At 45.7% G+C, this 24,613-nt stretch carries 15 protein-coding genes and 1 pseudogene; 12 read left to right on the forward strand and 4 right to left on the reverse strand.

Annotated elements, in window-relative coordinates; genetic code table 11:
* Positions 1 to 16 precede the first annotated feature (16 nt).
* Positions 17 to 1,453, reverse strand: coding sequence for a chromosomal replication initiator protein DnaA (gene dnaA, locus IAQ59_RS16365; RefSeq protein WP_209331920.1), 1,437 nt, complete (start codon positions 1,451 to 1,453; stop codon positions 17 to 19).
* Between the two features lie 1,194 nt (positions 1,454 to 2,647).
* Here dnaA and IAQ59_RS22790 point away from each other — a divergent pair.
* The 6 genes and pseudogenes from IAQ59_RS22790 to IAQ59_RS16390 form a co-directional block, all read left to right on the forward strand.
* Positions 2,648 to 2,899 (forward strand): annotated as a pseudogene (locus tag IAQ59_RS22790) (methylmalonyl-CoA mutase family protein); the annotation flags it as partial.
* 21 nt (positions 2,900 to 2,920) lie between these two features.
* On the forward strand, positions 2,921 to 5,068 hold the full coding sequence (gene scpA, locus IAQ59_RS22410) for a methylmalonyl-CoA mutase (protein WP_425342618.1): 2,148 nt from the start codon (positions 2,921 to 2,923) through the stop codon (positions 5,066 to 5,068).
* Positions 5,069 to 5,084: 16 nt separating this feature from the next.
* Positions 5,085 to 6,956, forward strand: a complete 1,872-nt coding sequence (locus IAQ59_RS16375) for a DUF389 domain-containing protein (RefSeq protein WP_209331922.1) — start codon at positions 5,085 to 5,087, stop codon at positions 6,954 to 6,956.
* Between the two features lie 127 nt (positions 6,957 to 7,083).
* Positions 7,084 to 7,524 carry an OsmC family protein gene (locus tag IAQ59_RS16380; RefSeq protein WP_209331923.1) on the forward strand — a complete coding sequence of 147 codons (441 nt, stop codon included), beginning with the start codon at positions 7,084 to 7,086 and terminating at the stop codon, positions 7,522 to 7,524.
* Between the two features lie 369 nt (positions 7,525 to 7,893).
* On the forward strand, positions 7,894 to 10,107 hold the full coding sequence (locus IAQ59_RS16385) for a sodium-translocating pyrophosphatase (RefSeq protein ID WP_209331924.1): 2,214 nt from the start codon (positions 7,894 to 7,896) through the stop codon (positions 10,105 to 10,107).
* A gap of 165 nt (positions 10,108 to 10,272) precedes the next feature.
* Positions 10,273 to 11,298, forward strand: a complete 1,026-nt coding sequence (locus tag IAQ59_RS16390) for an N-acetylmuramoyl-L-alanine amidase (RefSeq protein WP_245189656.1) — start codon at positions 10,273 to 10,275, stop codon at positions 11,296 to 11,298.
* On the opposite strand, the gene IAQ59_RS16395 is transcribed toward IAQ59_RS16390, so the two are convergent.
* Positions 11,290 to 11,658 (reverse strand): Hpt domain-containing protein, encoded by a 369-nt coding sequence (locus IAQ59_RS16395; RefSeq protein WP_209331925.1) that lies wholly within the window; start codon positions 11,656 to 11,658, stop codon positions 11,290 to 11,292. The two genes, IAQ59_RS16390 and IAQ59_RS16395, sit on opposite strands and share 9 nt — an antisense overlap.
* Positions 11,659 to 11,817: 159 nt before the next feature.
* Here IAQ59_RS16395 and IAQ59_RS16400 point away from each other — a divergent pair, with 159 nt between their 5' ends.
* From IAQ59_RS16400 to IAQ59_RS16420, 5 genes are all read left to right on the forward strand, one after another.
* Complete coding sequence (locus tag IAQ59_RS16400; protein WP_245189657.1) at positions 11,818 to 14,082, forward strand: Tex family protein; 2,265 nt, start codon at positions 11,818 to 11,820, stop codon at positions 14,080 to 14,082.
* An 827-nt stretch (positions 14,083 to 14,909) separates the two neighbouring features.
* Entirely contained in the window at positions 14,910 to 18,074 is a 3,165-nt protein-coding gene (locus IAQ59_RS16405) for a SusC/RagA family TonB-linked outer membrane protein (protein WP_209331926.1), read from the forward strand.
* Between the two features lie 28 nt (positions 18,075 to 18,102).
* Positions 18,103 to 19,563 carry a SusD/RagB family nutrient-binding outer membrane lipoprotein gene (locus tag IAQ59_RS16410; protein ID WP_209331927.1) on the forward strand — a complete coding sequence of 487 codons (1,461 nt, stop codon included), beginning with the start codon at positions 18,103 to 18,105 and terminating at the stop codon, positions 19,561 to 19,563.
* 111 nt (positions 19,564 to 19,674) lie between these two features.
* Positions 19,675 to 20,118 (forward strand): hypothetical protein, encoded by a 444-nt coding sequence (locus tag IAQ59_RS16415; RefSeq protein WP_209331928.1) that lies wholly within the window; start codon positions 19,675 to 19,677, stop codon positions 20,116 to 20,118.
* A 145-nt stretch (positions 20,119 to 20,263) separates the two neighbouring features.
* On the forward strand, positions 20,264 to 21,412 hold the full coding sequence (locus tag IAQ59_RS16420) for a pyridoxal phosphate-dependent aminotransferase (protein WP_209331929.1): 1,149 nt from the start codon (positions 20,264 to 20,266) through the stop codon (positions 21,410 to 21,412).
* A 290-nt stretch (positions 21,413 to 21,702) separates the two neighbouring features.
* Here IAQ59_RS16420 and IAQ59_RS16425 read toward each other — a convergent pair whose 3' ends face one another.
* Positions 21,703 to 22,815, reverse strand: a complete 1,113-nt coding sequence (locus IAQ59_RS16425; protein WP_209331930.1) for an AEC family transporter — start codon at positions 22,813 to 22,815, stop codon at positions 21,703 to 21,705.
* A gap of 78 nt (positions 22,816 to 22,893) precedes the next feature.
* Complete coding sequence (locus tag IAQ59_RS16430) at positions 22,894 to 24,063, reverse strand: pyridoxal phosphate-dependent aminotransferase (protein WP_245189658.1); 1,170 nt, start codon at positions 24,061 to 24,063, stop codon at positions 22,894 to 22,896.
* A gap of 303 nt (positions 24,064 to 24,366) precedes the next feature.
* Here IAQ59_RS16430 and IAQ59_RS16435 point away from each other — a divergent pair, with 303 nt between their 5' ends.
* Positions 24,367 to 24,612, forward strand: a complete 246-nt coding sequence (locus IAQ59_RS16435; RefSeq protein ID WP_209331931.1) for a hypothetical protein — start codon at positions 24,367 to 24,369, stop codon at positions 24,610 to 24,612.
* Position 24,613: the final 1 nt, after the last annotated feature.

Raw genomic sequence — 24,613 nt, forward strand, 5'->3', positions numbered from 1 at the left:
CCTATTTCGTATCCGATTAATATGATTTCATTTTAAACTTCTTTCGAAGTTCCAAAATAGAGGCCTTAAAAGAATTGTCAGTTTCCATCAGGTCATTCACAGTTTGCACTGCATGGATGACCGTGCTGTGGTCTCTACCTCCAAAATGGTACCCTATGGATTTTAAGGAGTGATTTGTGAATTCTTTTGCAAAGTACATCGCCACTTGCCTGGCAGTCACAATTTCTTTTTTGCGGGTTTTGGCTTTTAGGTCGTCGAGTTTGATGTCGTAATAGTCCGCACAAGTTTTTTGGATAAAGTCAATACCGACCTCAGCCTCGATGTCTTTGACAATGTTCTTCATGATTGCCTTAGCCAGGCTAAGGTCTATATCTACGCGGTTTAGCGATGCATGGGCGATGAGCGAAATCATGACACCTTCTAGTTCACGTACATTCGTGTCCACGGTGTAGGCTAAGTATTCGATAACATCTTCGGGAATCGAAATTCCCTCACTCTGCATTTTTCGTTTGATTATAGCCACACGGGTTTCAAAGTCGGGCATCTGCAAATCTGTTGTCAGGCCCCATTTAAACCTGGACAAAAGACGCTCTTCTAACCCCATGAGGTCTTTGGGGGCGCAGTCGGAGGTCATTACGATTTGCTTTTTGTTTTGATGGAGGTGATTGAAGATGTGGAAAAACATTTCTTGGGTGCGGCCTTTTCCAGCGAAAAATTGAATATCATCGATGATCAAAACATCTACCTGCATGTAGAAATTAGTGAACGGCTTCACATTCCCATCCTTGATGGCATCTAAAAATTGATTTACAAACTTTTCCGATGAGACGTAAAGCACGAACTTATCTTCCAAATTGTTTTTTATCTCGTTTCCGATGGCTTGTACCAAATGCGTCTTACCCAGTCCCACTCCTCCATATATCAGCAGAGGGTTGAACGAGGTAATGCCGGGTTTGTTGGCTACGGCAAATCCGGCCGATCTTGCCAAGCGGTTGCAGTCGCCTTCGATAAAATTGCTAAAAGTGTACGTTTCAATCAGGTTCGATTGAAGTGTGGTTTCAGCATTCAGCGAGGGTAGGTCAAAAGGGCTTTGGTCATTGGACTCACCCGCAGCTACCGCCTGCTTTTCTTTGATTTTTTTACCTGATTTATTTCCTTGAGGGAAACTGACTACATAGGGCTGATTTTGGGAGTTTCCACGGTCTACGACTACCGCGTATTCCAATTGGCCGTTAGGCCCCATGACGGTCTTGATGGCCAGTTTCAGCACATCCACGTAATGTTCTTCAATCCATTCGTAAAAAAACTGGCTGGGCACTTGGATAGTCAGGGTAGAACCCTCCATTCTTACCGGGTTTATGGGGGTAAACCAAGTAGAAAAGCTTTGCTCATTTACGTGTTTTTCAATCACACGCAGGCACTCCATCCATATAGCGCTTGCTTCTGCACCCATTTTACTACTAAAATCGCATTATTAAGATTCATTCGCCCCGTACGTATTGACGAAGGGAGACAAATTTGTTAAAAAGAAAATAAAATAAAAAATCATTTTTGACTTGACTTTTTTACTTTCTCGGTTGATTTGGTGTATTTGGGGTTTTTTAATTTCTGCAATTTTTATTCCTGTGAAATTAACCATGAATGGTGCACAACTTGGCCCAATGGAAATTCACTTTTTTTCGATCGCCAGTTCTTCTTTTTGATCTAGGCATGTAAATGGCCCTGCTCAGGCGATTGCGAAATTTGCCCGGTTATTGTCGGAATTGGCCCGCAAAAGGAGTACATTTGGCTAGGTAACCCCCGGTATGAATCGTAGTTTTTAATCTTGGCCTACACTATGAACCTGTTGGATGATCGATTTCTCCCCCAAACCAAAAAGCAATGGTTAGCGCTTATGCAACGGGAAGGGCTAGACCTGTCCCAGGTGAACGTGGAAGTCGAAAAAGGACTCGTCGTAGATGCGGTATATACCGAAGACGATACCATCCCTTTTTTAAAGCCCTATGAAAACCGGATCAGGAAGTTTAAAGCGAATGGTCGGGCTTGGGAAAATATCGTAGAGGTACTTGGAACGGACGACCGCAAACTAAATTCTGCCATACTGCTGTCATTGAACGAAGGAGTGGATGCATTCTTGATTTCGTTGTCATCGAAATCAAATTTTGGGGCAATATTTGAGGGAGTCCAGCTACGTCACGTAGGAGTTTGGATAAGGGTTGTTGGAGATCCCTTAGAGTTCATCGAGACGATGTCTAATTGGCTTCAGTCCCGGAGGGTTTCGAGGGAGGAGATTCATGGGGGAATTGTTTGGAATAGCTCGCAGATAGCGCAACTTAGTGAGGGTTTAGTGGATGAAAATGCCGCTTTTCGGTATTTGTTAGGTCTAGCGGACTTTCGGGTTTTGGGAGTCAGCCTCCCAACTGACGCCGGCCCCACGAAGACCTTGGATGAGTTAGTAGACTTATTTTTGCTGCTCGGGAAAAGGGTAGCCCTACCTGCCAAAGAATGGGTCTCCGCATTTATGGTTGAAGTTACGGTCGGCGAAACGTTTTTGACTCAACTAGCCATCATCCGTGCCATCAAGGTGGTGGTGCATCAGTTAAACCTCCATTTGGGAGTAGAGACCCTTCCTGCTGCTTGCTATGTGATGGCGGTAAGTGCCCCGCGAGGAGCAGACGGTTATCAGTTATTGATTCGTCACAGCACGCAGTCTGTTGCTGCGGTGTTGGGCGGAGCAGATGGACTGTTGATTTGTCCCTACGAGAATAAGTCTGAGGAAAAGTCCGGTCCTGCAGCCAGGGTAAGCCTTCAGGTTGGGCGTATTCTGGGGGAGGAGTCTTACTTGGCGCAGGTGGTAGATCCGATCGGAGGGGCCTATTTTATCGAAAATCTGACTTGGGCGCTTCTAGCCGCCCTGACGATGGGAATTCGGAGCAAGTTACCTGGATTCCAATGGAAGGAATGGTCTCTCTCCGAAAGTGGCTTGGTTTCTGCTGACTATGTGCCGGCGCCCTCCTATTTTCCAGAGGGATTTTTGAGAAAGCCATTTCCGAGCCGGTCATCGCTCAGTCCTACATTTCCTTTGAATTCCATTGCCGGAGCACCTCCTTTCTTGCGGGGGCCGTATGCATCGATGTATTTGTCCAGGCCGTGGACCGTCCGTCAGTATGCCGGGTTTTCTACTGCGGAGGAATCTAATCGGTTTTACCGGCAGAATCTTGCGGCGGGTCAGCGAGGCCTGTCGATAGCATTTGATCTTCCTACCCATCGGGGGTATGATTCGGATCATCCGCGCGTCAAAGGGGACGTGGGCAAGGCCGGGGTGGCGGTTGATACCGTGGAGGATATGAAGCAGCTTTTTGAGGGAATTCCACTAGAGAAGATGTCGGTTTCTATGACGATGAATGGTGCGGTTATTCCGATCATGGCGTTTTTTATCGTAGCAGGGGAGGAAAAAGGGGTTGCACCGGATCGGCTCACCGGAACAATACAGAACGATATTTTAAAGGAATTCATGGTTCGGAATACCTACATCTACCCTCCGGAACCTTCTATGCGGATTGTGTCGGATATTTTTAAATATACCGCCCAGCATATGCCCAGGTTTAATTCGATCTCTATATCAGGCTACCACATGCACGAGGCGGGTGCTCCGGCAGATCTGGAATTGGCGTATACGCTGGCAGATGGGTTGGATTATGTAAAAAGGGGTATTGATGCGGGTCTAGCTATTGATGATTTTGCACCTAGGCTTTCTTTCTTCTGGGCAATAGGGATGAACCAGTTTATGGAGATTGCCAAGCTACGGGCCGGAAGGGTGCTTTGGGCGCGAATGATGCAGGAGATGGGTGCAAAAAACCCCAAGTCGTTGATGCTTCGTGCCCATTGTCAGACATCGGGATGGTCGTTGACCAAACAAGATCCCTATAACAATATTTGCAGAACCACATTGGAGGGATTGGCTGCAGCAATCGGACATACCCAGTCATTGCATACGAACTCTTATGACGAAGCCATTGCGCTTCCGACACCGTTTTCGGCGAAGATTGCCCGGGATACTCAGCTATATCTTCAGCAGGAGACAGGATTGACAGATGCCATTGACCCCTTTGGGGGATCTAATTATTTGGAGTACCTTACCGATAATCTGCTGATTAGGGCTGAGGAGCATATGCGTGAAATCGAGCAGCTGGGAGGGATGGCGAAGGCCATCGGGCAAGGCATACCAAAGATGCGAATAGAGGAGGCAGCAGCCCGCAAGCAGGCTCGAATAGACGAGGGTGTGGACGTCATAGTAGGAGTAAACAGGTACATTTCAGGGGAAGAGGAAGATATGGACATTCTTGAGGTGGATAATGAAGCGGTTCTTGCCGCTCAGGTGGAGCGACTACGTGACGTTCGTAAAGGTAGAGACGATGCAAAAGTGGCGGCATCGCTAACCCGGTTAAAGGAAGCCGCGGATTCCGGGGAAGGAAACCTGCTGGAATTGGCCGTAGAGGCGGCAAGAGTACGAGCTACCTTGGGGGAAATTTCGAATGCAATGGAAGAAAGTTTTGGAAGATATCAAGCCATTAGCCGAACCGTGTCTGGTGCGTATGTTTCGGAGGCAGGGACCTCTCCGTCCGTACGGGCGGCAAAGGAAAAAGCGGATTTTTTTGCGAAGCTAGCGGGCCGAAGGCCGCGTTTGCTGGTCGCAAAGATCGGACAGGATGGACACGACAGAGGCGCAAAAATCATTGCGAGTGGCTTCTCCGATTTAGGATTTGATGTGGATGTGGGGCCACTTTTCCAGACTCCGGAAGAGGTAGCTAGGCAGGCAGCGGAGAATGACGTACATGTGGTCGGAGTGTCTTCGCAAGCAGGGGGGCACAGGACACTTATTCCTGAGTTACTTGTTGAGCTGGAGCGAATCGGGAGGTCGGATATTGCGGTGGTGGCAGGAGGGGTCATCCCGCCAAAGGATAGCGCGTTTCTTTTAAGCAAGGGTGTGAAGGCTGTTTTTGGTCCAGGTACGCAGGTTAGTGATGCCGCAATCAACGTGCTAAAGGTCTTATTGGGGGAATCCTGAAAACAACGATAGCCGGATGAAGAGCATAGTATTACTATACGACGAGCGAGAGACCGAAACGGTTGAGGAAGAAATCCTGCCCATATTAAAGGAGAACCTCAAGCTTAAGCTCCCTTTTCAAACTGAGTTGACGGTCGAGCTGGGAAGGGAAGACTTTTTGTTGACGTACTTGGGAGATGACCAACTGCGGGAATTCTTTCCATTGGCCATTTCGGAAAACTGGACGGTGGGGCTGCTTCCCCATCCACGGATGGCACAGGCAAAAGCTGGATTTGGCATCGAGGGGAGGCTTTCAGTTACCGTGGAAGATATGCTGGAAGCCTCGGAAGGGAAATTCATCGATATTTTGATGGCAAACGGAAGACCGGTTTTTAATACACTGGTGATTGGTGAATCCTTAAGCCTGCTTTCCGGTTCGGTAAAGGAAGGCTTTTGGTCCCGTTCCATGAGTCAGCTGTCGAGTTTTTTTCGACTTTTCAAGAGGTTAGAGTCCAGTTTGTTTACTTTTGAATTTCCGGAAAAAAACCCCATCAACACGGCTTGTCTGGGCATGGTAGTGGTGCAGCACGGACAAAGTAGCCGGTTGAGCAGAATGGTATTGGAGGATGCATTTATCAATGATGGCCGCATGCATTTGATAGCCTTGGCACCGAGGAGCGTAACGGGGCTGATTTGGTTCGGGTTTTATAGCATTTTCCGTTCTGGCAGTCGTCGCCTTCCGCCGTTTGCCGCCCACATTAAGACAGGTCATCTCCGTGTAAAGAGTGACAACTCAATTAATTTCACTTGTGATGGTTTATTGATGAGCGCCAAAGAAATTGAACTGGAGGTCGTTCCAGAGGCAATCCGTCTCGTACCAGGCAGGTATTTGAAAATGGAGCCAACGCCCAAGAAGGAGGATGTTTTCAAAGTGGAGGTGTTACCGAGAGGGGAATCTCGAGATGCATTGGTTAATCGACCTCTTCCGTTTATCCATCACGCTTCCAAGGAGGAGTTTAAGGACCTTTTTTCAACATTACGGCAAAACTCCCGGGCGAGTAGCAGCTATTTGGTTTTGATGTTATTGTCGACCTGTATTGCCACCTTGGGTTTGTTTGGTAATTCTTCACCCGTGATTATCGGAGCTATGATCCTGGCGCCGCTGATGGCGCCGATTATCTCGATGTCCATGGGGGTTTTGAGGCAGGATAAGCGATTGATGTGGGACAGTTCCAAGGCGATTGGCCTGGGGTTGGTTTTGGCTTATCTTTGTGCAGTGTTTATCACTTGGCTTACGCCGTTGAGCATCCCCAATGAGGAGATTCTTGCACGGGTCAGGCCAAATTTGTTGGATTTGGGGGTAGCGGTGGCTTCAGGCGTAGCCGGTGCTTACGCCCATGCCAAAGAAGAGGTGGCCAAGACATTGGCAGGCGTGGCGATTGCTGTCGCATTGGTGCCTCCTCTCGCTGTATCCGGTATTGGCCTCGGTTGGGCGGATTGGAACATCTTTTCTGGGGCACTTTTACTACTTACGACTAATTTGGCGGGTATTTTGCTCTCTGCTGCGTTTACCTTTTTGCTCTTAGGTTTTAGTCCTTTTCGGTTGGCTACCAAAGGATTGGTTTATTCATTGTTAGTAGTTGTTTTGATCAGTCTTCCGCTTTTTTTTGGGTTTATAGACATGGTGCGGGAAAAGGACGTGATCTCCAAGCTAAACGGGCATAGCGTAAACGGCGTTGTGCTTCGGGATATCAGCGTTCGTCAGGTAAAACCACTGAGGTTAGCAGTCAAACTGGTATCGGAACACAGCCTTAGCAGCGCACAGATTCAAGCGGTGAAATCGGAAATCGAATCAATGGTGGGTGAAGAAGTGGAGTTGGAAGTCATGTTGGGATTCAAGGTCTTTTGATGGCAATCTGTCGGTTTGCTGATTTTATCTACCCTTCTTGTTAAGATATTTGGGTATTCTAGGGGATAATCACTAAATTTATAATCTCTAGTTATACCATTAGAACCTAATCATAAAATTGTCACACATGAAAAGAAAAGCAACAGCTGTTTGGAAAGGTACCGGATTAGAAGGCAGTGGAACCCTCAGTGCTCCCAGTGGATTTTTTGACGCGACACCGTACTCGTTTAAGACAAGGTTTGAAAACGAAGATGGCAAGGCTGGCACCAATCCGGAGGAGTTGATTGCCGCTGCTCATGCAGGTTGTTTTTGCATGGCATTGAGCTTTCAGATTGCAGGAAAGGGTTTCGCTGCAGAGGAATTGAGTGCAGTAGCCACCGTATCATTGGATAAACAGGAGGAAGGTGGATTTGCCATCACTTCCATCACTTTGGATCTTAAGGGCAAAGTACCAGGAATGGATGAGGCTCAGTTCAGGGAGCTGGCAGAGATAGCCAAGGAAGGCTGCCCGATCAGTAAAGCATTGAAGGCTGTTCCTATCACCCTTTCGATTACGTACATTTCCTAATTTTTGATTGCCTCAGAAGAAAAAAGCTCTACCCGCTCTACGGACAGGTAGGGCTTTTTTTTGTGCAGGTAAAACGAATAGACGTGGGGTTTTAAAGCCTTTTGTCTAGAGTCTTTTGGGTGGTGCAATTTTTTTTCAATGAGAGGTTTTATAAAAACGATGACGAGGGGGTGTTTTTTTAAAATAACCTCCTTGTCCTATGCTAACGGCATTTAAAGAGTAAATGCCTGATTTTTAAGGAGGCTCGTTGCACTTACCGTTACTTTTAGGTTTCACCGGGCCAATTATATCATTTCTTTATTGCTATGGTTGCTAATAATAATATATTTGTCGGATGTTTAAAATTTAAAACTTTCTTTAATCGACAATATGGAGCAGGTATTTCTTTATTTGGTGCCTTTATTGGGAATCATTGGCCTTTTGGTAATGGCGGTAAAGTCGGCTTGGGTTACCAAGCAGCCTTCGGGAGAGGAGAATATGGTAGAGTTGGCTGGGTTCATTGCCAAGGGTGCCATGTCATTTTTGAAAGCTGAGTGGAAGGTAATGATTTATTTTGTGGTCATTGCGGCTTTGGTTTTGGGATGGTCCGGTACCCTGTTGGAGAATTCTAGTCCAGTGATTGCAATAGCTTTTTTGATAGGTGCGGTTGCATCCGCCTTTGCCGGTTATTTGGGGATGAAGATTGCTACCAAGGCGAATGTTAGGACTACTCAGGCAGCCAAAACCAGTTTAAAAAAGGCGCTTGAAGTATCTTTTACCGGAGGCACGGTGATGGGGTTGGGTGTTGCCGGGCTAGCTGTTCTTGGTATGGGATCTCTCTTTATCGTTTTTTATTACATGTTTGTGATATCTCAGGGTGGTGATGTGAACGGCCATGAGATGGAGACAGCCCTGGAAGTATTGGCAGGGTTTTCTTTGGGTGCGGAGTCGATAGCGCTTTTTGCGCGTGTAGGAGGCGGTATCTATACCAAAGCAGCAGACGTGGGGGCGGATCTGGTAGGGAAGGTTGAAGCTGGCATACCGGAAGATGATGTCCGAAATCCGGCCACTATCGCAGATAACGTGGGCGATAACGTGGGTGATGTGGCAGGCATGGGCGCTGACTTGTTCGGTTCTTATGTGGCGACTATCTTAGCTTCCATGGTGTTGGGCCGGGAAATTATATCTAATGATAACTTGGGTGGTATTGCGCCCATTTTATTGCCATTGGTTATTGCCGGGCTGGGATTGATCTTTTCCATTGTAGGGACCTTGTTTGTGAAAATCAACGATGACAATGGAAGCGTGCAAAATGCCTTAAATAAAGGAAACTGGATTTCCATACTTCTTACGGTAGCGGCTTCTTACTTTTTAATTGACTTCATGCTGCCCGAAGGGGATTTGGTAATGAAAAGAGATGCGTCGGTAGCATTCACCAAAATGGGGGTTTTCGTGGCGGTATTTATTGGATTGATCGTCGGAGCGCTGATGAGCATCATCACGGAATATTATACAGCAATGGGCCGTGGCCCGGTAAACTCCATTATCAAGCAATCTTCCACGGGCCATGCGACCAATATCATTGGCGGCTTGGCCATTGGGATGCAGTCGACGGTATTGCCGATTCTGGTGCTCGCAGGAGGTATTTTTTCCTCCTATCTGGCCGCAGGGTTATACGGTGTTGCCATTGCGGCGGCCGGAATGATGGCTACCACAGCCATGCAGTTGGCTATTGACGCATTTGGCCCGATTGCAGACAACGCTGGGGGGATTGCGGAGATGTCCGGTTTGCCCAAGGAAGTGAGGGAGCGGACGGATATTTTGGATGCAGTAGGTAATACCACGGCTGCCACGGGGAAAGGGTTTGCGATTGCATCGGCTGCATTGACTGCCCTGGCTTTATTTGCCGCTTATGTGGGAATATCCGGTATAAGTTCCATTGATATTTATAAAGCAGATGTATTGTCCGGTTTGTTTGTGGGAGCCATGATCCCCTTTATCTTTTCTTCTTTGGCGATTGCTGCCGTGGGAAGGGCTGCAATGGACATGGTAAACGAGGTGAGACGGCAGTTCAAGGAGATCCCGGGTATCATGGAGTATAAAAATAAACCCGACTACGAAAAGTGCGTGGAAATATCGACCAAAGCTTCGATCCGAGAGATGGTGGCTCCTGGGGCAATTGCGCTGGTTTCGCCCATTGTGGTAGGATTTTTATTTGGACATGAAGTGCTTGGGGGGATGTTGGCAGGAGTGACCGTTTCAGGTGTTTTGATGGGTATTTTCCAAAATAACGCCGGTGGCGCTTGGGATAATGCAAAGAAGTCGTTTGAGAAGGGTGTAGAAATCAACGGGCAGATGTACTACAAAGGGTCTGAGCCTCATAAATCCTCTGTTACCGGAGATACCGTAGGGGATCCTTTCAAAGACACTTCCGGGCCGTCTATGAATATTTTGATCAAGCTGACCTCTATTGTGTCCATTGTCATTGCACCGTTTATTCCAGTGGAGAGCCCACTTGGCATATCTGAGAATCAAGTAGCGCCTAAAATAGAAGTGGTTCAGCCAGAGGCGGATCAACTGGTAGAAGTTCTTCCGCTAAATTAGTGCATAAACCTTTCAATCTCAGTTTAGAGAGCCATCGAATAAGATGGCTCTTTAAACTGAGATCCTCTTTCAGCCGAAAACCGTGGAATACCTATCTAGGATGTAATAGCTTCCGGTTTGGTAGATCCTAGCTTCTTTTGACCACTATATACCAATCATCGAACCATGAAACTAACGTCTATTCCCCTTCTTTTTCTGTTCGCTGTCCTTTTGTTTGTCAGCTCGGTGAACATGGTTCATGGTCAGGATCGCAAAGGAAGGAAGGTACTGTCGGGGAAGGTAATCTGTCTAGACCCAGGACATGGTGGAACGGCCGATACCGATCAGTATCGGGTGGGACCTACTGGAGAGCGGGAAGAATGGATTAACCTACGTGTAGCCCGCATCTTGCAGCGCATGTTGGAGAGAAATGGAGCGAAGGTACTGATGACTCGTACAGAAGATGTATTGGTCAGTCTGGCGGACAGGGCGGCACTTGCAATGGCCAATCAAGCGGATATGTTTCTATCCATCCATCACAATGCAACGGCCGACCGGTCTGTAAATTTCCCTATCATTTACTTCCATGGTAGTGCAGAGGAAAACGTTGCGAGTGTGGTTCTTGCTAAATTACTAGGTGAATCCTTTAAAGGGGCGCTGTTTACAGAAGAAACGCACCTAAGCGTCGTTTCCGATTTTGGTATTTTCCCCAACTCCGGGGCCGGAGTTTTAAGGGGGACATATGGTATTCCGGCCGTGATCGCAGAGGCCTCCTTTTTCTCACATGCGCCGGAAGAGGACAGATTAAAACGAAGCGCCTACAACAAGAAGGAAGCAAATGCCTATTTGAAAGCGATTTCCGCCTTTTTTTCAATAAAAAAGCCATTGGAAATAAAGGAGAAGCTGCAGCCTTTGAAGCTATCACCTTTTCCCGTATTTCAGGAAGCTGAAAGGATGTCTCCCGAAGCGATGAATTGGATGGGGAATTTCGCGGAGGGGAAGCGAATTGTGGATAACCACCTAGAGACTGAGTTCGAAAATGCGCTCAGGTTACTAACTCTGTCTGTTAAGTCATTTCCCGACTCTCCCGTTGCAAGGGAAGCGCACGGGTATCGTGTGGTGTTATTGGAGGCGCTTGGAATGGTGGAGGAAGCGGAACAGGAAAGGCGAAGAAAGCAGTATTTTTACCCGGATTTGGAGAACCTACCCTAAATTACTAAAATCTCGTTTTAACTGTTGAACCAGTTCCCGTAGTTGCTCCATGGAAATGGATACGAATTGCGGTAGATCTTTTGAATTCGGTTGGTTTTCTGCCAAGTCTTCTACGATTCGGATTGACTTTCCAAGGGCCTCTACCCGGATGTTATCCACACTGGGCTTAAGCTGATGTGCCAGGTTTCGAATTTCAGCAATATCGCCGGAAGCCAAGGCTTCTTCCATACCTTTGATTGTCTTGTCAGCTTGTTCGAGAAAAAGGATGATCATTTGTTCTATAAACTCATTGCTTCCACCACTTATTTCTTCCAGGTTGATGAGGTTATACATTTTCTCTTGTCGATCAGGATTATCCATTATCATGAGGTTTTTTTACCGTTAAGGCTGTTTCAAATTTACAACATTGTTGTGGTAAATCCTCACGGTGTTTTTCAAACTTTTTGGGGTAAAGCATCCGATTAAGGCTTAACTTGCGGGTTAAATGTAAAATTATTACCGAAAGACAGCTATTATCAGATGGTGAATTTGGATCATTACTTAAAGATTGCCGAGGAATTAGGGATTCAGTTAAAGCAGGTGGATAATACCGTTGCGCTGTTGGATGAGGGTGCGACGGTGCCCTTTATATCACGGTACCGCAAGGAGGTTACCGGGAGTCTGGATGAAGTGCAGGTTGCCGGTATACGCGATCGGATACAGCAGTTGAGGGATTTGGAAAAGCGTAAGGAGGCAGTGTTGAAATCCATCAAGGAGCAGGGAAAGCTAACGGACGAGCTGGCAAATAAGATTGCAGCGGCGGAAACCATGGCGGTATTGGAAGACATCTATCTGCCCTATAAGCCGAAGCGGCGTACCAAGGGGACAATTGCCAAGGAAAAGGGATTGGAGCCCTTGGCAGCAAAGCTTTACGAACAGGAGGTGGGTTTTGATGTAACCGGTTTTGCAGCCACCTTTTTGGATGCGGAAAAGGAGGTACTTACCATTGATGACGCACTACAGGGAGCACGGGATATTTTAGCCGAATGGATCAATGAGGATGCTACCGTGCGGAAGAAGGTACGCGAGTTATTTATTGAAGAGGGTAATTTTGTATGTAGGGTGATTCCGGGCAAGGAAGAAGAAGCGGCAAAATACCGTGACTATTTCGAGTGGACTGAGCCGATCAAGACGGCACCTTCGCACCGGGTGTTGGCGATGCGCCGCGGCGAAAAGGAGCTTTTTCTCATGCTGGATACTTGTCCGGATGAGGCCGATGCGCTGAACCTGATCGAAAGGCAGGTAATAAAAGGAGATAATCCTTCTTCGAATCAAGTAAAGTTAGCAGTAAAGGACAGCTATAAGCGATTGTTGAAGCCTTCGATGGAAACGGAGGTCAGGCTGTATTCTAAAAAGAAGGCAGATGAGGAGGCAATCAAGGTATTTGCCGAAAACCTCCGACAGTTGCTACTCGCTGCACCCCTTGGAGAAAAGGCGGTGATTGCGATAGATCCGGGTTTTCGAACTGGTTGTAAGATGGTATGCCTAGGTCCGCAAGGCCAGTTTTTGGAATATGAGACTATTTTTCCCAATGAGCCGCAGCGAAAGGTGTCACATGCGGCATCAGTTATTCTACAGTGGGTGAAAAAACACCAGGTCAATGCCGTAGCGATTGGAAATGGAACGGCGGGCAGAGAGACAGAGGCCTTTGTTAAGTCAATAGGGCTCCCTGAGGGGGTAATCGTCGTGATGGTAAACGAAAGTGGGGCTTCGATATACTCTGCTTCTGAGGCAGCTCGGGAAGAGTTTCCGGATTTTGACCTCACGGTCAGGGGGGCAGTTTCCATCGGTAGGAGACTAATGGATCCGCTTGCAGAGCTAGTGAAAATAGACCCTAAGTCCATTGGTGTTGGGCAATACCAGCACGACGTAGATCAAACGGCCTTGAAAAATTCCCTGGATGATACCGTGATGAGCTGTGTAAATGGAGTAGGAGTGGAGGTGAACACAGCATCAAAGCAATTACTTACCTATGTATCAGGCCTAGGTCCTGCCTTGGCACAGAACATCGTGCAGTACCGGAATGAAAAGGGACCGTTTAAAAGTAGGGAGGAAATCAAACAAGTGCCACGTTTAGGAGAAAAGGCGTACGAACAGGCAGCGGGCTTTCTGCGTATTCGAAACGGGGTGAATCCCCTAGACTCCAGTGCGGTACATCCAGAGCGGTATGAACTGGTAAATCAAATGGCCAAGGATTTAGGTTGCCAAGTCGAGCAGCTCTTGCAAGACAGATCCCTCGGCGAGCGGATCTCACTTCAGAAATACGTAAGCGAGGAGGTAGGACTTCCCACTTTAAAGGATATTTTAGAGGAATTGTCAAAGCATGGGAGGGATCCCCGGGAAACTTTCGAGCTGTTTGCTTTTCAAGAAGGAGTGAATTCGATGGCAGATCTTAAGGTTGGAATGAAATTGCCCGGTATTGTGACAAACATAACCAAGTTTGGTGCTTTTGTGGATATTGGGGTGCATCAGGACGGACTGGTTCATTTGAGTCATTTGGCAGATCGGTTTATAAACGATCCTACAGATGTGGTGAGCGTAAACCAAAAAGTAGAGGTAACTGTAATGGAGGTAGACCTGTCGAGGAAGCGGATTGGTTTGAGTATGAAATCGGATCCTTTTGCGGAGAAGGCAGTAGCTAGGAAGGGAACGGGTAGATCTTCTTCTACGGATCGGCAGCGAGAAAGGGAGCCTGAAGGAGATTTGGCTGCGAAATTGGCCTTGCTAAAAGGTAAGTTCCGTTAGTCGGGGTTACGACCGTTTCATCGAAGATGTCGAAGCTATCTGGGTAACCAGGTAGCTTCTTTGGTTTACTAGGGTTCAGGGGCGATGGGTTTCTTTAAGTTTCATTTTGCAAAAAGCGAAAGGCTTTATGGGCTTTGGTTTTAGCAAGACGCTATCTTTCAGCTATTCAAATAGATAGGTTGTTGTGGTAACGGTGATTTTACTTCCTTTGCAGATTGATTTTTGATGACTAATCAATTTGTTGAATTCATATTAATACAGAATAAAATATGTTAAATGTAATTCAATGTAAATTAAAATTCTAAACATAGTTTATAACTATTAAATAAGTTTAAAAATAAGCCTATTAAGGTGGAAAAATTTAAAAAATGCTAAATAGTAGGGTTTAAAAATAGCTATCATGTTTGAAAAAAATGGTGTAATACTCAAAAATAGGTTCTTTTAAGTCCCATTTTTTTGAAAAATGAATTTTTAGGTAGTAATTTATTCATCAAAAAAAAATTAATTATATAAAATAAAAAAAATTAAAATAAATTTAAAAAAATGAAAAAATAATAAAAAACAAATAAAAAAATATAATAAATGATAATTTCCGTAATGCTTAGTTATTTGATTTGTGAAAAAATAATTTTTGGTCTGTTGTGTTTTAACTTTTTCCTGTTCTATATTTATCTCGAATTAAGGAGGTGGCCAACTCCAAAAAGATGGCTGACCTACCTGAAATAAACCCTGACTAATCTTTTTAAACTTGCCCAAATAACCTCATTGTGTTTGCACAACCATCCCGGAATCGGGATAAAATATAGTTCACTTTAACCATTAACAACATGATCAAAACATTTACACTGTGGAGTGGAAAGGCTTCTTTTATGAAAGGGCTCTTTCTCGTTGGATTGATTATCGCGGTGTCAACCTTTGACAATCCGCTGCTTGCACAGGGGCGTTCGGTCTCGGGGAAAGTATTGGATGAAAACAATGATCCCATCCCGGGCGCCAGTGTGCTGGTGAAAGGTACCGCAAAAGGTGCGGCTACAGATTTGGATGGTGAGTTTTCACTCTCGCTTTTAGAGGGGGAGAATACCCTCGAAATTTCATTTATCGGGTATAACAAGCAAGAAGTGGCTGTTGGTAACCGCAGCGCAATCACTGTATCATTAGTACCGGATACGCAGGCGCTTTCCGAAGTTGTGGTAACGGCGTTTGGTATGGAACGGGAGAAAAAGGCGCTGGGTTATACGACTCAGTCCGTAGATGGTAGTAAGCTAGCTGAAGCCCGGCAGCCGAACGTGGTCAACAATCTTGCCGGTCGTGTAGCGGGCGTGCAGATAAACAGCAACTCCATGCCTGGATCCGGATCGCATGTGGTAATTCGGGGATCCTCCTCCGTATCCGGAAATAATCAGCCCCTTGTGGTAGTTGACGGTGTTCCTTTGGAGCAAACAGATACCAGGCGATATGGTGGTGGTTTATCTGAGATTAATCCCGATAACATCAAAGAGATAAACGTTTTGAAGGGCGCCACTGCCGCTGCTTTGTATGGTTCTAGGGCAGCGAATGGGGTGATCATGGTTACCACCAAAGATGGATCCGGCACCAAGGGGATCGGAGTCGAATTCAACTCCAACGTCACGTTTGACAGGCCGATGGTCAAGCCCAACTTCCAGAATATATATGGTGGTGGGGCAGGTTACCGTACCTGGTACGTGGATGGCCGAAATGGTTTTGACGCGGACGGAATCCGAGGTACTGCTGGTGTAGATGAAAGCTGGGGAGCGCCGATGGACGGCAGTTTAGTTCCGCTTTGGTATTCTGCTCCGGACAGGGTTCCTTTATTGCCGCAGCCAAACAACTGGGAGCAGTTTTGGGAGACAGGTAGAGCAGTCCAGAATAACATAGCGGTGTCTGGTTCAAATGAAAACGGAAACTTTAGGCTTTCGTTAGGCAGGCTCGATCAGCAAAGTATCATGTACAACAATGGTTATTACCGAAATAACTTCAAGATAAACGCAGGATATAACCTCACATCGAAGTTGAATGTAACCGTCAGTGCAGAATACGTAAAGTCAGGGTCCGACAACAGAAGATTTACAGCCAGTTCAGATTTTATTTGGGCGCACCGTCATACGGAATATGACAAGCTAAAGAACTGGGAGCAGTATTACGATATACAGCGTGCCACATTCAGGCCGGGTGATGATTACCCTTATGCCAACTGGCAGCACGAATACTTTGCAAACCCGTACTTTCTACAGGATCGGTACACCAATGCGAATAAAAAAGACAGACTTGTGGGTAATATTGCGGCGACCTATAAGTTTACAGATGATTTAAGCCTCATGATCCGGTCGGGAACGGACTACTGGTCAGATAACCGCACAGATATCACAAGTGTAGAGCGGACAAAAAATAATGTTCGTATCCTTGGAGCTTACACACAGACCAATATCACCAGTCAGGAAACAAACAGCGATTTTATTTTAAACTACAACAAAACAATTGCGTCTAGATTTTCTGTAAATGTTCAGGCTGGGGGAATCAATCGTACCAATGACTTCGCAAGCAATGCAGTAAACGTACGGGAATTGACAATTGATGGACTGTATAATTTGGGAAATTACGCCAGTCCTGTCGTGCCTTCCAGTGAAATCAGACGGCAAACTGTAAACAGCTTGTTTGGAGCCGCGCAATTTGGATATAATAACTCGCTTTTCTTAGATATCACGGGTCGTAACGATTGGTCAAGTACACTGCCTATCAATGCCAACTCATTCTTCTACCCATCCATGGCATTGAGTGCGGTGATCACCGATTTGTTTGACATACAGAGCAACGTTTTGTCATTTGCCAAAGTCAGGGCATCCTTAGCGCAAGTGGGTAACGATGCCGATCCCTACCAATTGCGGCAGACGTTTTTAGCCCAAGGGCTTTGGGCTGGCACGACCCCTACTTATTCTGAAGCTCCGACTATTGCCAACAGGGATCTAAAGCCAGAGATTACAACTGGTAGAGAAGTTGGATTGGATCTGAGATTCTTAAATGGGCGCATCGGTTTGGATTTGACCTACTATCATCAATCTACTACGAATCAAATCCTTGCGGTAGCCATCTCCAATGCCTCAGGGTATCAGTTCCGTACCTTGAATGCTGGAGAGGTAACCAACCAAGGCGTTGAGGCGATGCTTACCGCGGGCATTCTGCAGAACAAAGGGGGATTTAACTGGGATCTATCCGTCAATTTCTCCAGAAACCGAAACTTGGTGGTGGAACTGGCTGAAGGATTGGAAAACTACATTTTGGGCACGCAAAACAGTGTGACTTCTGAGGCCAGAATTGGAGAGCCCTATGGCACATTCTATGGTCGTAGGTACTTGCGATCCCCGGAAGGAGAGATTGTTTACAATAATGGACTTCCTCAGTTAGAGCCTGGTACATTCAGATTGGGCAACATTCAACCTGACTGGATGGGTGGTATAGCCAACGACTTCAGATATCGAAATTTTTCGTTGGGTACCTTGATTGACATCCGAATGGGAGGGGACATCTTCGATGTAGGTACCGGTCTCGCCAGAAAAACGGGTCAGTTTGCAGAAACTGCGATTGGTAGGGAAGAGGGTGTGATCGGACAGGGCGTGAAGAATGTCGGTACCGCAGAGAATCCCTCTTATGTGCCAAATGATGTGGTCATTCAGGCCGCTACCTTCTGGAACGCAACCAATCCCCGAAATTACCATGAGGCGGGGATCTTCGACGGGTCTTTCGTGAAATTGCGCGAAGTTACCTTCGGCTACACCTTTCCCCAATCGTTGTTAAGCAAGACGTTTATTCAGGGGGTCAGATTATCGGTAGTTGGAAGGAATTTGGCCATGTTGCACAGAAACCACCCTCACATGGATCCTGAAGTAGATATGAAAGGTGGCAATGCCCAAGGGTTTGCCTCCGGTGAGCAGCCGTCTACTCGCAACATCGGCTTCAACCTAAATGTGACCTTCTAATTATTTTAACACGTAGACTGAAAAGCATATGAAAATCCATAAAATCATTCTCTATACACTTTTCTTGGTCTCCGGCTTGTTTGTCGGAGCCTGCACCGGTGAATTTGAGGAAATAAATACCAACCCCAACGAACCGGAATTGGTAAATCCCAGCCTGCTTTTGCCAAACGCCATTCAGGTATCGGCAGACAGGTACTGGGGTCACAGTACACGTTATGAGCGATTGAACATAGATGCCGCCATGTGTTGGATACAGCATATAGCGAGAAACATCTATATCAACTCTGAGGGAGATAACTATGAAGTGCCTGTTACCATCGCATCCGGAACTTGGGACAATGTGTATCGGAACTCGTTGGTTAACTTCGAAAGTATGCTTCGGCTTGCCGCACCTGACGGACGATATCCTAACGTAAACTATGAAGGTATTGCACTGGTCATGAAATCCTTTACCTACTCCTACCTTACCGATGTGTTTGGTCCCATACCCTATTCAGATGCGCTGAAAGGTACTTCTGAGGAGGCAATTTATTCGCCCAAATACGATTCCATGGAGGATGTGTATGCAAGCTTGCTTGCTGACCTGAAGTTGGCGAATGATAAATTGACCGTTGGCGGACCAAGGGTTGAGGGCGACATTCTTTATGGTGGAGATGTGCTACGGTGGAAGAAGTTTGCCAATTCCTTGAGATTAAAAATTGCAAACAGACAGGCAGCCAAAAAGCCGGCCGAATCGCGGGCGGTAATGCAGGAAATTTTGGGTAATCCAAGTGTATATCCCATATTCTCCAGCAATTCCGAATATGCCGCTTTGAACCATGCCAACGTTATTGGCAGCAGAAACAAAATGTTTGATGTCTTTTCAACTCGCTCTGACTGGAATATAAGCTCTACGTTGATAGATAAGCTGCTTGAATTGGATGATCCACGTATTGCAGCCTATGCAAAGCCAACTCCAGCTGGCGAATATGCAGGCTTGCCTAACGGATTGACAGATGAGGCGGCTGCGACGTTTGTCGCTTCTACTATTGGAGATCGGTTCCTTGATCCCGAAGCTCCCAGTATATTGATGACCTATTCAGAGTTGCTTTTTGTATTGGCGGAGGCGGCTTTTGACGGGGACATTCAAGGAAGTGCTGAGAGTTACTTAAGCCAGGCTATTGCCGCCTCTTTTGATCAAAATGGGCTGACCATGCCGAGTGATTACATGACCCGTTTAGGTACCATCGATAAGGAAACCATTATGACGCAAAAGTGGATTGCCTTATTCGGTCAAGGAATTGAAGCTTGGACTGAGTACAGAAGAACTGGATTTCCGGTAATGCCCGCACCACATCCCAGTTCCATCTTTACAAATGATGGTGTGCTGCCGACTCGATTGGAGTATCCGCTTTCGGAATATTCGTTGAATAGTGACAACGTAGCTTCAGGCGTACAGATGCTAAATGGAGAAGATAATATGAGAACGAGGCTTTGGTGGGCGGAGTAGCCTCAAGCTTGCCCGTGTAGTTTTCACGAATTGTATCAACCATTTAGTCCAGAAAATTTATCCACCAGCAATTAAGCAGCGTTTCTGTCTGGTTGCAAAAAATAAAGAGATATGAAATTACAGTTAAAACATATTCGATTGTACACAGCGCTTATAGCCTTGTTTTTTGGAGTTTCCTGTGTGGAGACAGATGAATTGGTTACGCCAAACGTCGCATCGCCCGTATTGGTGGTGCTACAGGGGTCTTCTTTTGAGGCAAGTGCGCCCGTTTCGGTCAGTGGTCGGTTTTATGAACTTGACAAGACTGGTATTCTTGATAACACCGTGGGCATAGACTCTATTCCGGTTTCCGGGTTACAAGTAAGGGTGTTCATTAATCATACCCAAGAGATCGGATCAGCCACCACGGACAATACCGGGAGGTTGGTCTTCGAACAGCCTTGGTCCAGTTTGGGGCTATCCGCTCCAGCTTCCGGCAACTCGGTTCGCTTGGAATTTGCGGGCGTTCATAAGGACATTGCATTCAGAACCTACCACAATGTGAGTGTAAGGTAACAACTCATAGTTGCTGGAGACAGCCTTTAGGGAATTTATCACCTATTCTTATGCCAGTTTTTTGGACAGAAGGTGGTTATTCCCTAAAGGTGTTTTCGTTTAAAATATTTCATTTAATCCATTCACTTTAACCCTAACATTCATTATGAAAAATGTAAATCGAAGAAGCTGGCTGAAGGCCAGTATGACAGCTACTGCCGGACTCTTTGCCGGTGGCTATGTGAACGCCTCCCCTGATGCGTTTCAATTTGAAGAGCTAAAGAAAAAACGTCCCTCCGATTATTATGCCCGTTTATCTTCTAACGAAAACCCTTTTGGTCCGGCGGCATCTGCAAAGAAGGCGCTGAAGGCAGCCATAGAAGATTCGTTCCTTTACCCAAGGGCCTATCGGGAAACGCTCTTGGACACCATTGCCGAAGTGGAAGGGGTGGATAAAAGCTACATTTTACTCGGTGCGGGTTCCAGTGAGTTGCTTCATGCAACTGCAAGGGTATATGGAGGCAAAAGCTCCAAAGTGCTCTCCGCTGACCCGACCTATTTCTCATTGGTACGATCCGCCGAATCGCTTGGTGCAGACTGGGTGAAAGTGCCGTTGACCAAAGAGTTGGACCACAATCTGGGAGCTATGGAAAGCAAGGTTACCAAGGATATATCCCTGCTTTACATGGTGAATCCCAACAATCCTACCGGTAAGATCATGACAGGTACTGAAATCCGATCTTTCTGTGACCTCGTATCGGATAAAGTGCCTGTATTTGTTGACGAGGCCTATATCGATTACATGAAGGATCCGGCAGGTAGTACTACTGTAGAATGCGTACGGAAAGGTAAGAATATCATTGTAGCAAAGACCTTTTCCAAGGTGCATGCCTTTGCTGGGCTGCGTGTGGGTTATTGCATTGCCCAGCCAGATGTGATCAAGGCGCTTACTGCTGAGGGGCCAAGAAACTCGTTGTCTGGACCTTCAATGGCTGCTGCGGCTGCCAGCCTTACAGATGCTGAGTTCTTGAAATATTCCGTCAAAAAGAACGACGAGGGTAAGGATTATGTGTACAGTGAACTTAAGAAGTTGGGGTATGATTACATTCCTTCCCATACCAATTTTATTCTCTTTCCAATTCCCATGGATGGAGAAGATTTCCGTAAAAAGATGATGGCGAATCAAGTGTCCATTAAAACGGCCTTGATAGACAAGCAGACTTATTGTAGGGTTAGCATGGGTACCTTGGACGACCTTGGTATGTTTGTGGACGCGTTTAAGAAGGTAGCTTCTCAGAAGTTGAACAAGGCGTAAACTACAATCCATAGTAATTTTTATTTTCAATTCTTTTCTAATTCTTTTTTTCCATCGCCCGCCGCCAGGTTGGATTTGATCCAGCGTGTCGGCGGTTTTTTTTGATTATAGGAAATGAGCTTATTTGGAGCGGCATCAAATAAAAGGATAGTTGCGAAAGAAATAATCCATTGGCGGATAGGAATTATTTTTCAAGGGATATAGACTAAAAAAAAGCAGGACTTATTAGCCCTGCTTTTTAACCTGATTAAGGTGGTTAGTGGTGGTTTTTAATTTTTGCGGTTGTCGGGTTAGTGTCCTTCTTTTTCGAAGGAGGGTTTGTATTCGATAAGATTAAACCAAGAGAGCACCGGTTTGATGATTCCCAAGGCTATCAATCCAAAACCTACTGCGAGTAAGGTGGACGATGACGCAAACAACTCACCGAATGAAAAAACCGTCAACATAACCACTGTAGAAAACGGTAGGGAAACAGCGAGTATGTTCACAGCCAGTTCCATGTCGAATGTTTTATTTCGCTTATTTTCACGTTTTTGCTCAAGTGCTGTAATAGAAGCCATATGGGCAAAGGGCCAAAAGCTGATGGCACTCTGGGGGAATACCACCAGCACCATAATCGCCGCAAAGGATAGTTGAGGAGCAAATAATAGGACAGCCCCGCTGAGTACAAAGGTTAATCCTGATCTTACCAGTAACAATCCGGCAATTTTTCGAATCTGTTTCCAATTGAAGATAACTGCAACACCGATGTAAATCAGTACCAGAGGCGTCATCAAGTTGCTAAGTGTGCCAATTGCCGTTGATATGGACGTTGGAAGGTCAACGAGATGGATGTCCAAACTTAATAACACCAGAGCAAGAATAATTACGATATTTATCGGTTCATTGATCAAGCTCAGCAACAGAGACTTTATCTTGTCTCCATTTCCGGTTTTTAAATCTTGGTTAATCTTAAAGTACCATCTCATCGCAATCAAATAGGCAATAATCAGCACGAAGATTTTGTTTCCGATGTCTGCAAGGGCACCCCATGCCAACGCATCGTCTCCCAGATATTCGATGAGAAAAGGAAAACAAGACAAACCAGGGGCCAGCGACGGAAACAGCAAAAGGTAAGTCCGATACGTGCTGCTGTCCTTTTCAATCCCAAAAAACGGCAGTGTATATTTCAAAATAAAATACAAGACTACGTTAAAAGCGATCGCTAGGATTGGCAGCATCAGCAAGTCCGGCTGCACCTCTGCCTTCAACAACGCCACGAAGATGATTGCCGGTAATGCTACAGTAAGTATCAGCGTTTTTAACCCCTTTTGTTGCGCAGAATCTCCAAGCTTCCCTCTTAGCAAGAATCCTATTACTAACAAGATTAGTAGGGAAAGCGTCTTTTGGACTGCTATATTCATAAATGTATTTGATTATTAGTGGTCAATGCATATTAATATGGGGGTTATTTGGGTTTATTGTCGTAGGTTTTGTGGCTGTTAGGTAGTGGAAACTTTTAGTGCATCTACAAATAGCTTCATCTCATCCATGGTGCCCATACTTACCCTGCACCAGGAGGAATCATACATGGAATATACCCGGATACCCACACCTTGATCCAGCATTTTTTTAGCGAAAGCTTTGCCCTCGTGCTCAATTGGAAAGATCATAAAGCTTGTATGGGAAGGGATCGGAGAAAAGCCCATAGAAACCACTTTGTCTAGGGTGAATTCTTTGGATTCCTTGTTCCATTTGCGGCAATTGGTCAGGAATTGCTCATCCTGCATGCTTGCAATAGCCCCCTTCAATGAAGTTACGCATAGCCCCATGGTTCCTCGTACCAAAGAAGTGATTGATTTGATGCGTTCTTCGGTTGCTACCAAGTAGCCTACCCGTAGTCCTGCCATACCATGAATCTTGGAAAATGTCCTTGCTACCATTACATCATATCCTTCCGCTACCAAGCCTGCCATCGTATTGTCTTCTGGCTTGTCCATAAACTCCAAATAGGCTTCGTCAACGAAAATAGGTGCCTTTTTCGAAGCTGATTTACAAAACTCTTTCAAAGAAGAACTTCCTGTGATCGCCCCCATTGGATTGTTTGGGTTACAAACATAGATCAACTTGGTCTTTCCGTCTACCGCAGCGCTCATTCCTGGGAGATCATGGGAATAGTCGCTTTTCAGAGGAACAGCTTTCCAGCTGCCACCAATCTTTTCAGCGGTATTGACCAATGACATGTAGGTGGGATCCGCGGAAACTACATTGCCGCCATCTTTGCATAATACGATCGCTGTCTTCTCCAGTAGGTCCGTGGAGCCTGGGCCTAACATGATGTTTTCAGGTTTCACACCTTCTTTTTCTGCAATCATGCTGATCAAATAAGCTGCGTCTGCATGGCCGTACCGGTTGCCCACAGATATGGATTCTGCAATGGCCTTTTGAACCTTAGCAGAAGGTCCAAATGGATTCTCGTTTGCAGAAAGCCGTGCCCTCATTTTAACCTCATTTAAAGGCGGGAGAATAACCTCTTTAACCAAACTCTCACTGCTCCACTTCGCTGCTGTTGAGCCGTTACTTTTTGCAAATAGCTCACTGGAAGCTAGGGAGATAGACCCTAATCCCAGCACGCTTGTTTTAAGCCAGTTTCTTCTGTTGATGTTTTTCATGATTTCTCTGTTGTTAGTAGTGATCTAATGAGTGATAAATTTAGCGCAAATTCCAATTAAAAAAAATTAATTCCATCATTTGAGTTGAAAAAATAACCTTGAAATATAAAAAAGAGTTTATAGTTGAATTATTGGGTTTAATTTTGATCAGATAATCTGAAAAATTTTGATTAATAAACGAAAAGTAGATTTCAAATTAACCTACTATTTCAGTTTTTGATTTGTTTATAAAACAAACATTTGTATCTTTGGTTTGTTGATTATATAAACAATGGTTTCATTTTAACGCAATGTCATTTTGTCATGCAGATCAGTTACACAACCAAAAAATTACCTTCCGGCAATCTTCAAGTCAAATTTACCGTGGAGGGCGGCCTAATGCCCAAGTATGGCTATTTATTGATCGAAGGGAACTGTACCGATGAAGAAATCTTCCATGAACTGAGATGCCGTATCTTGATGCGGCAGTCATCTAACCTTGATCTGATGAAATTCTCATTCAAAGAGTATTGGAAGGAAGATCATAACTTTTTTATGTATTCTGCCTGAG

The sequence above is a fragment of the Lunatimonas salinarum genome, assembly GCF_017811155.1.
Taxonomy (GTDB): domain Bacteria; phylum Bacteroidota; class Bacteroidia; order Cytophagales; family Cyclobacteriaceae; genus Lunatimonas; species Lunatimonas salinarum.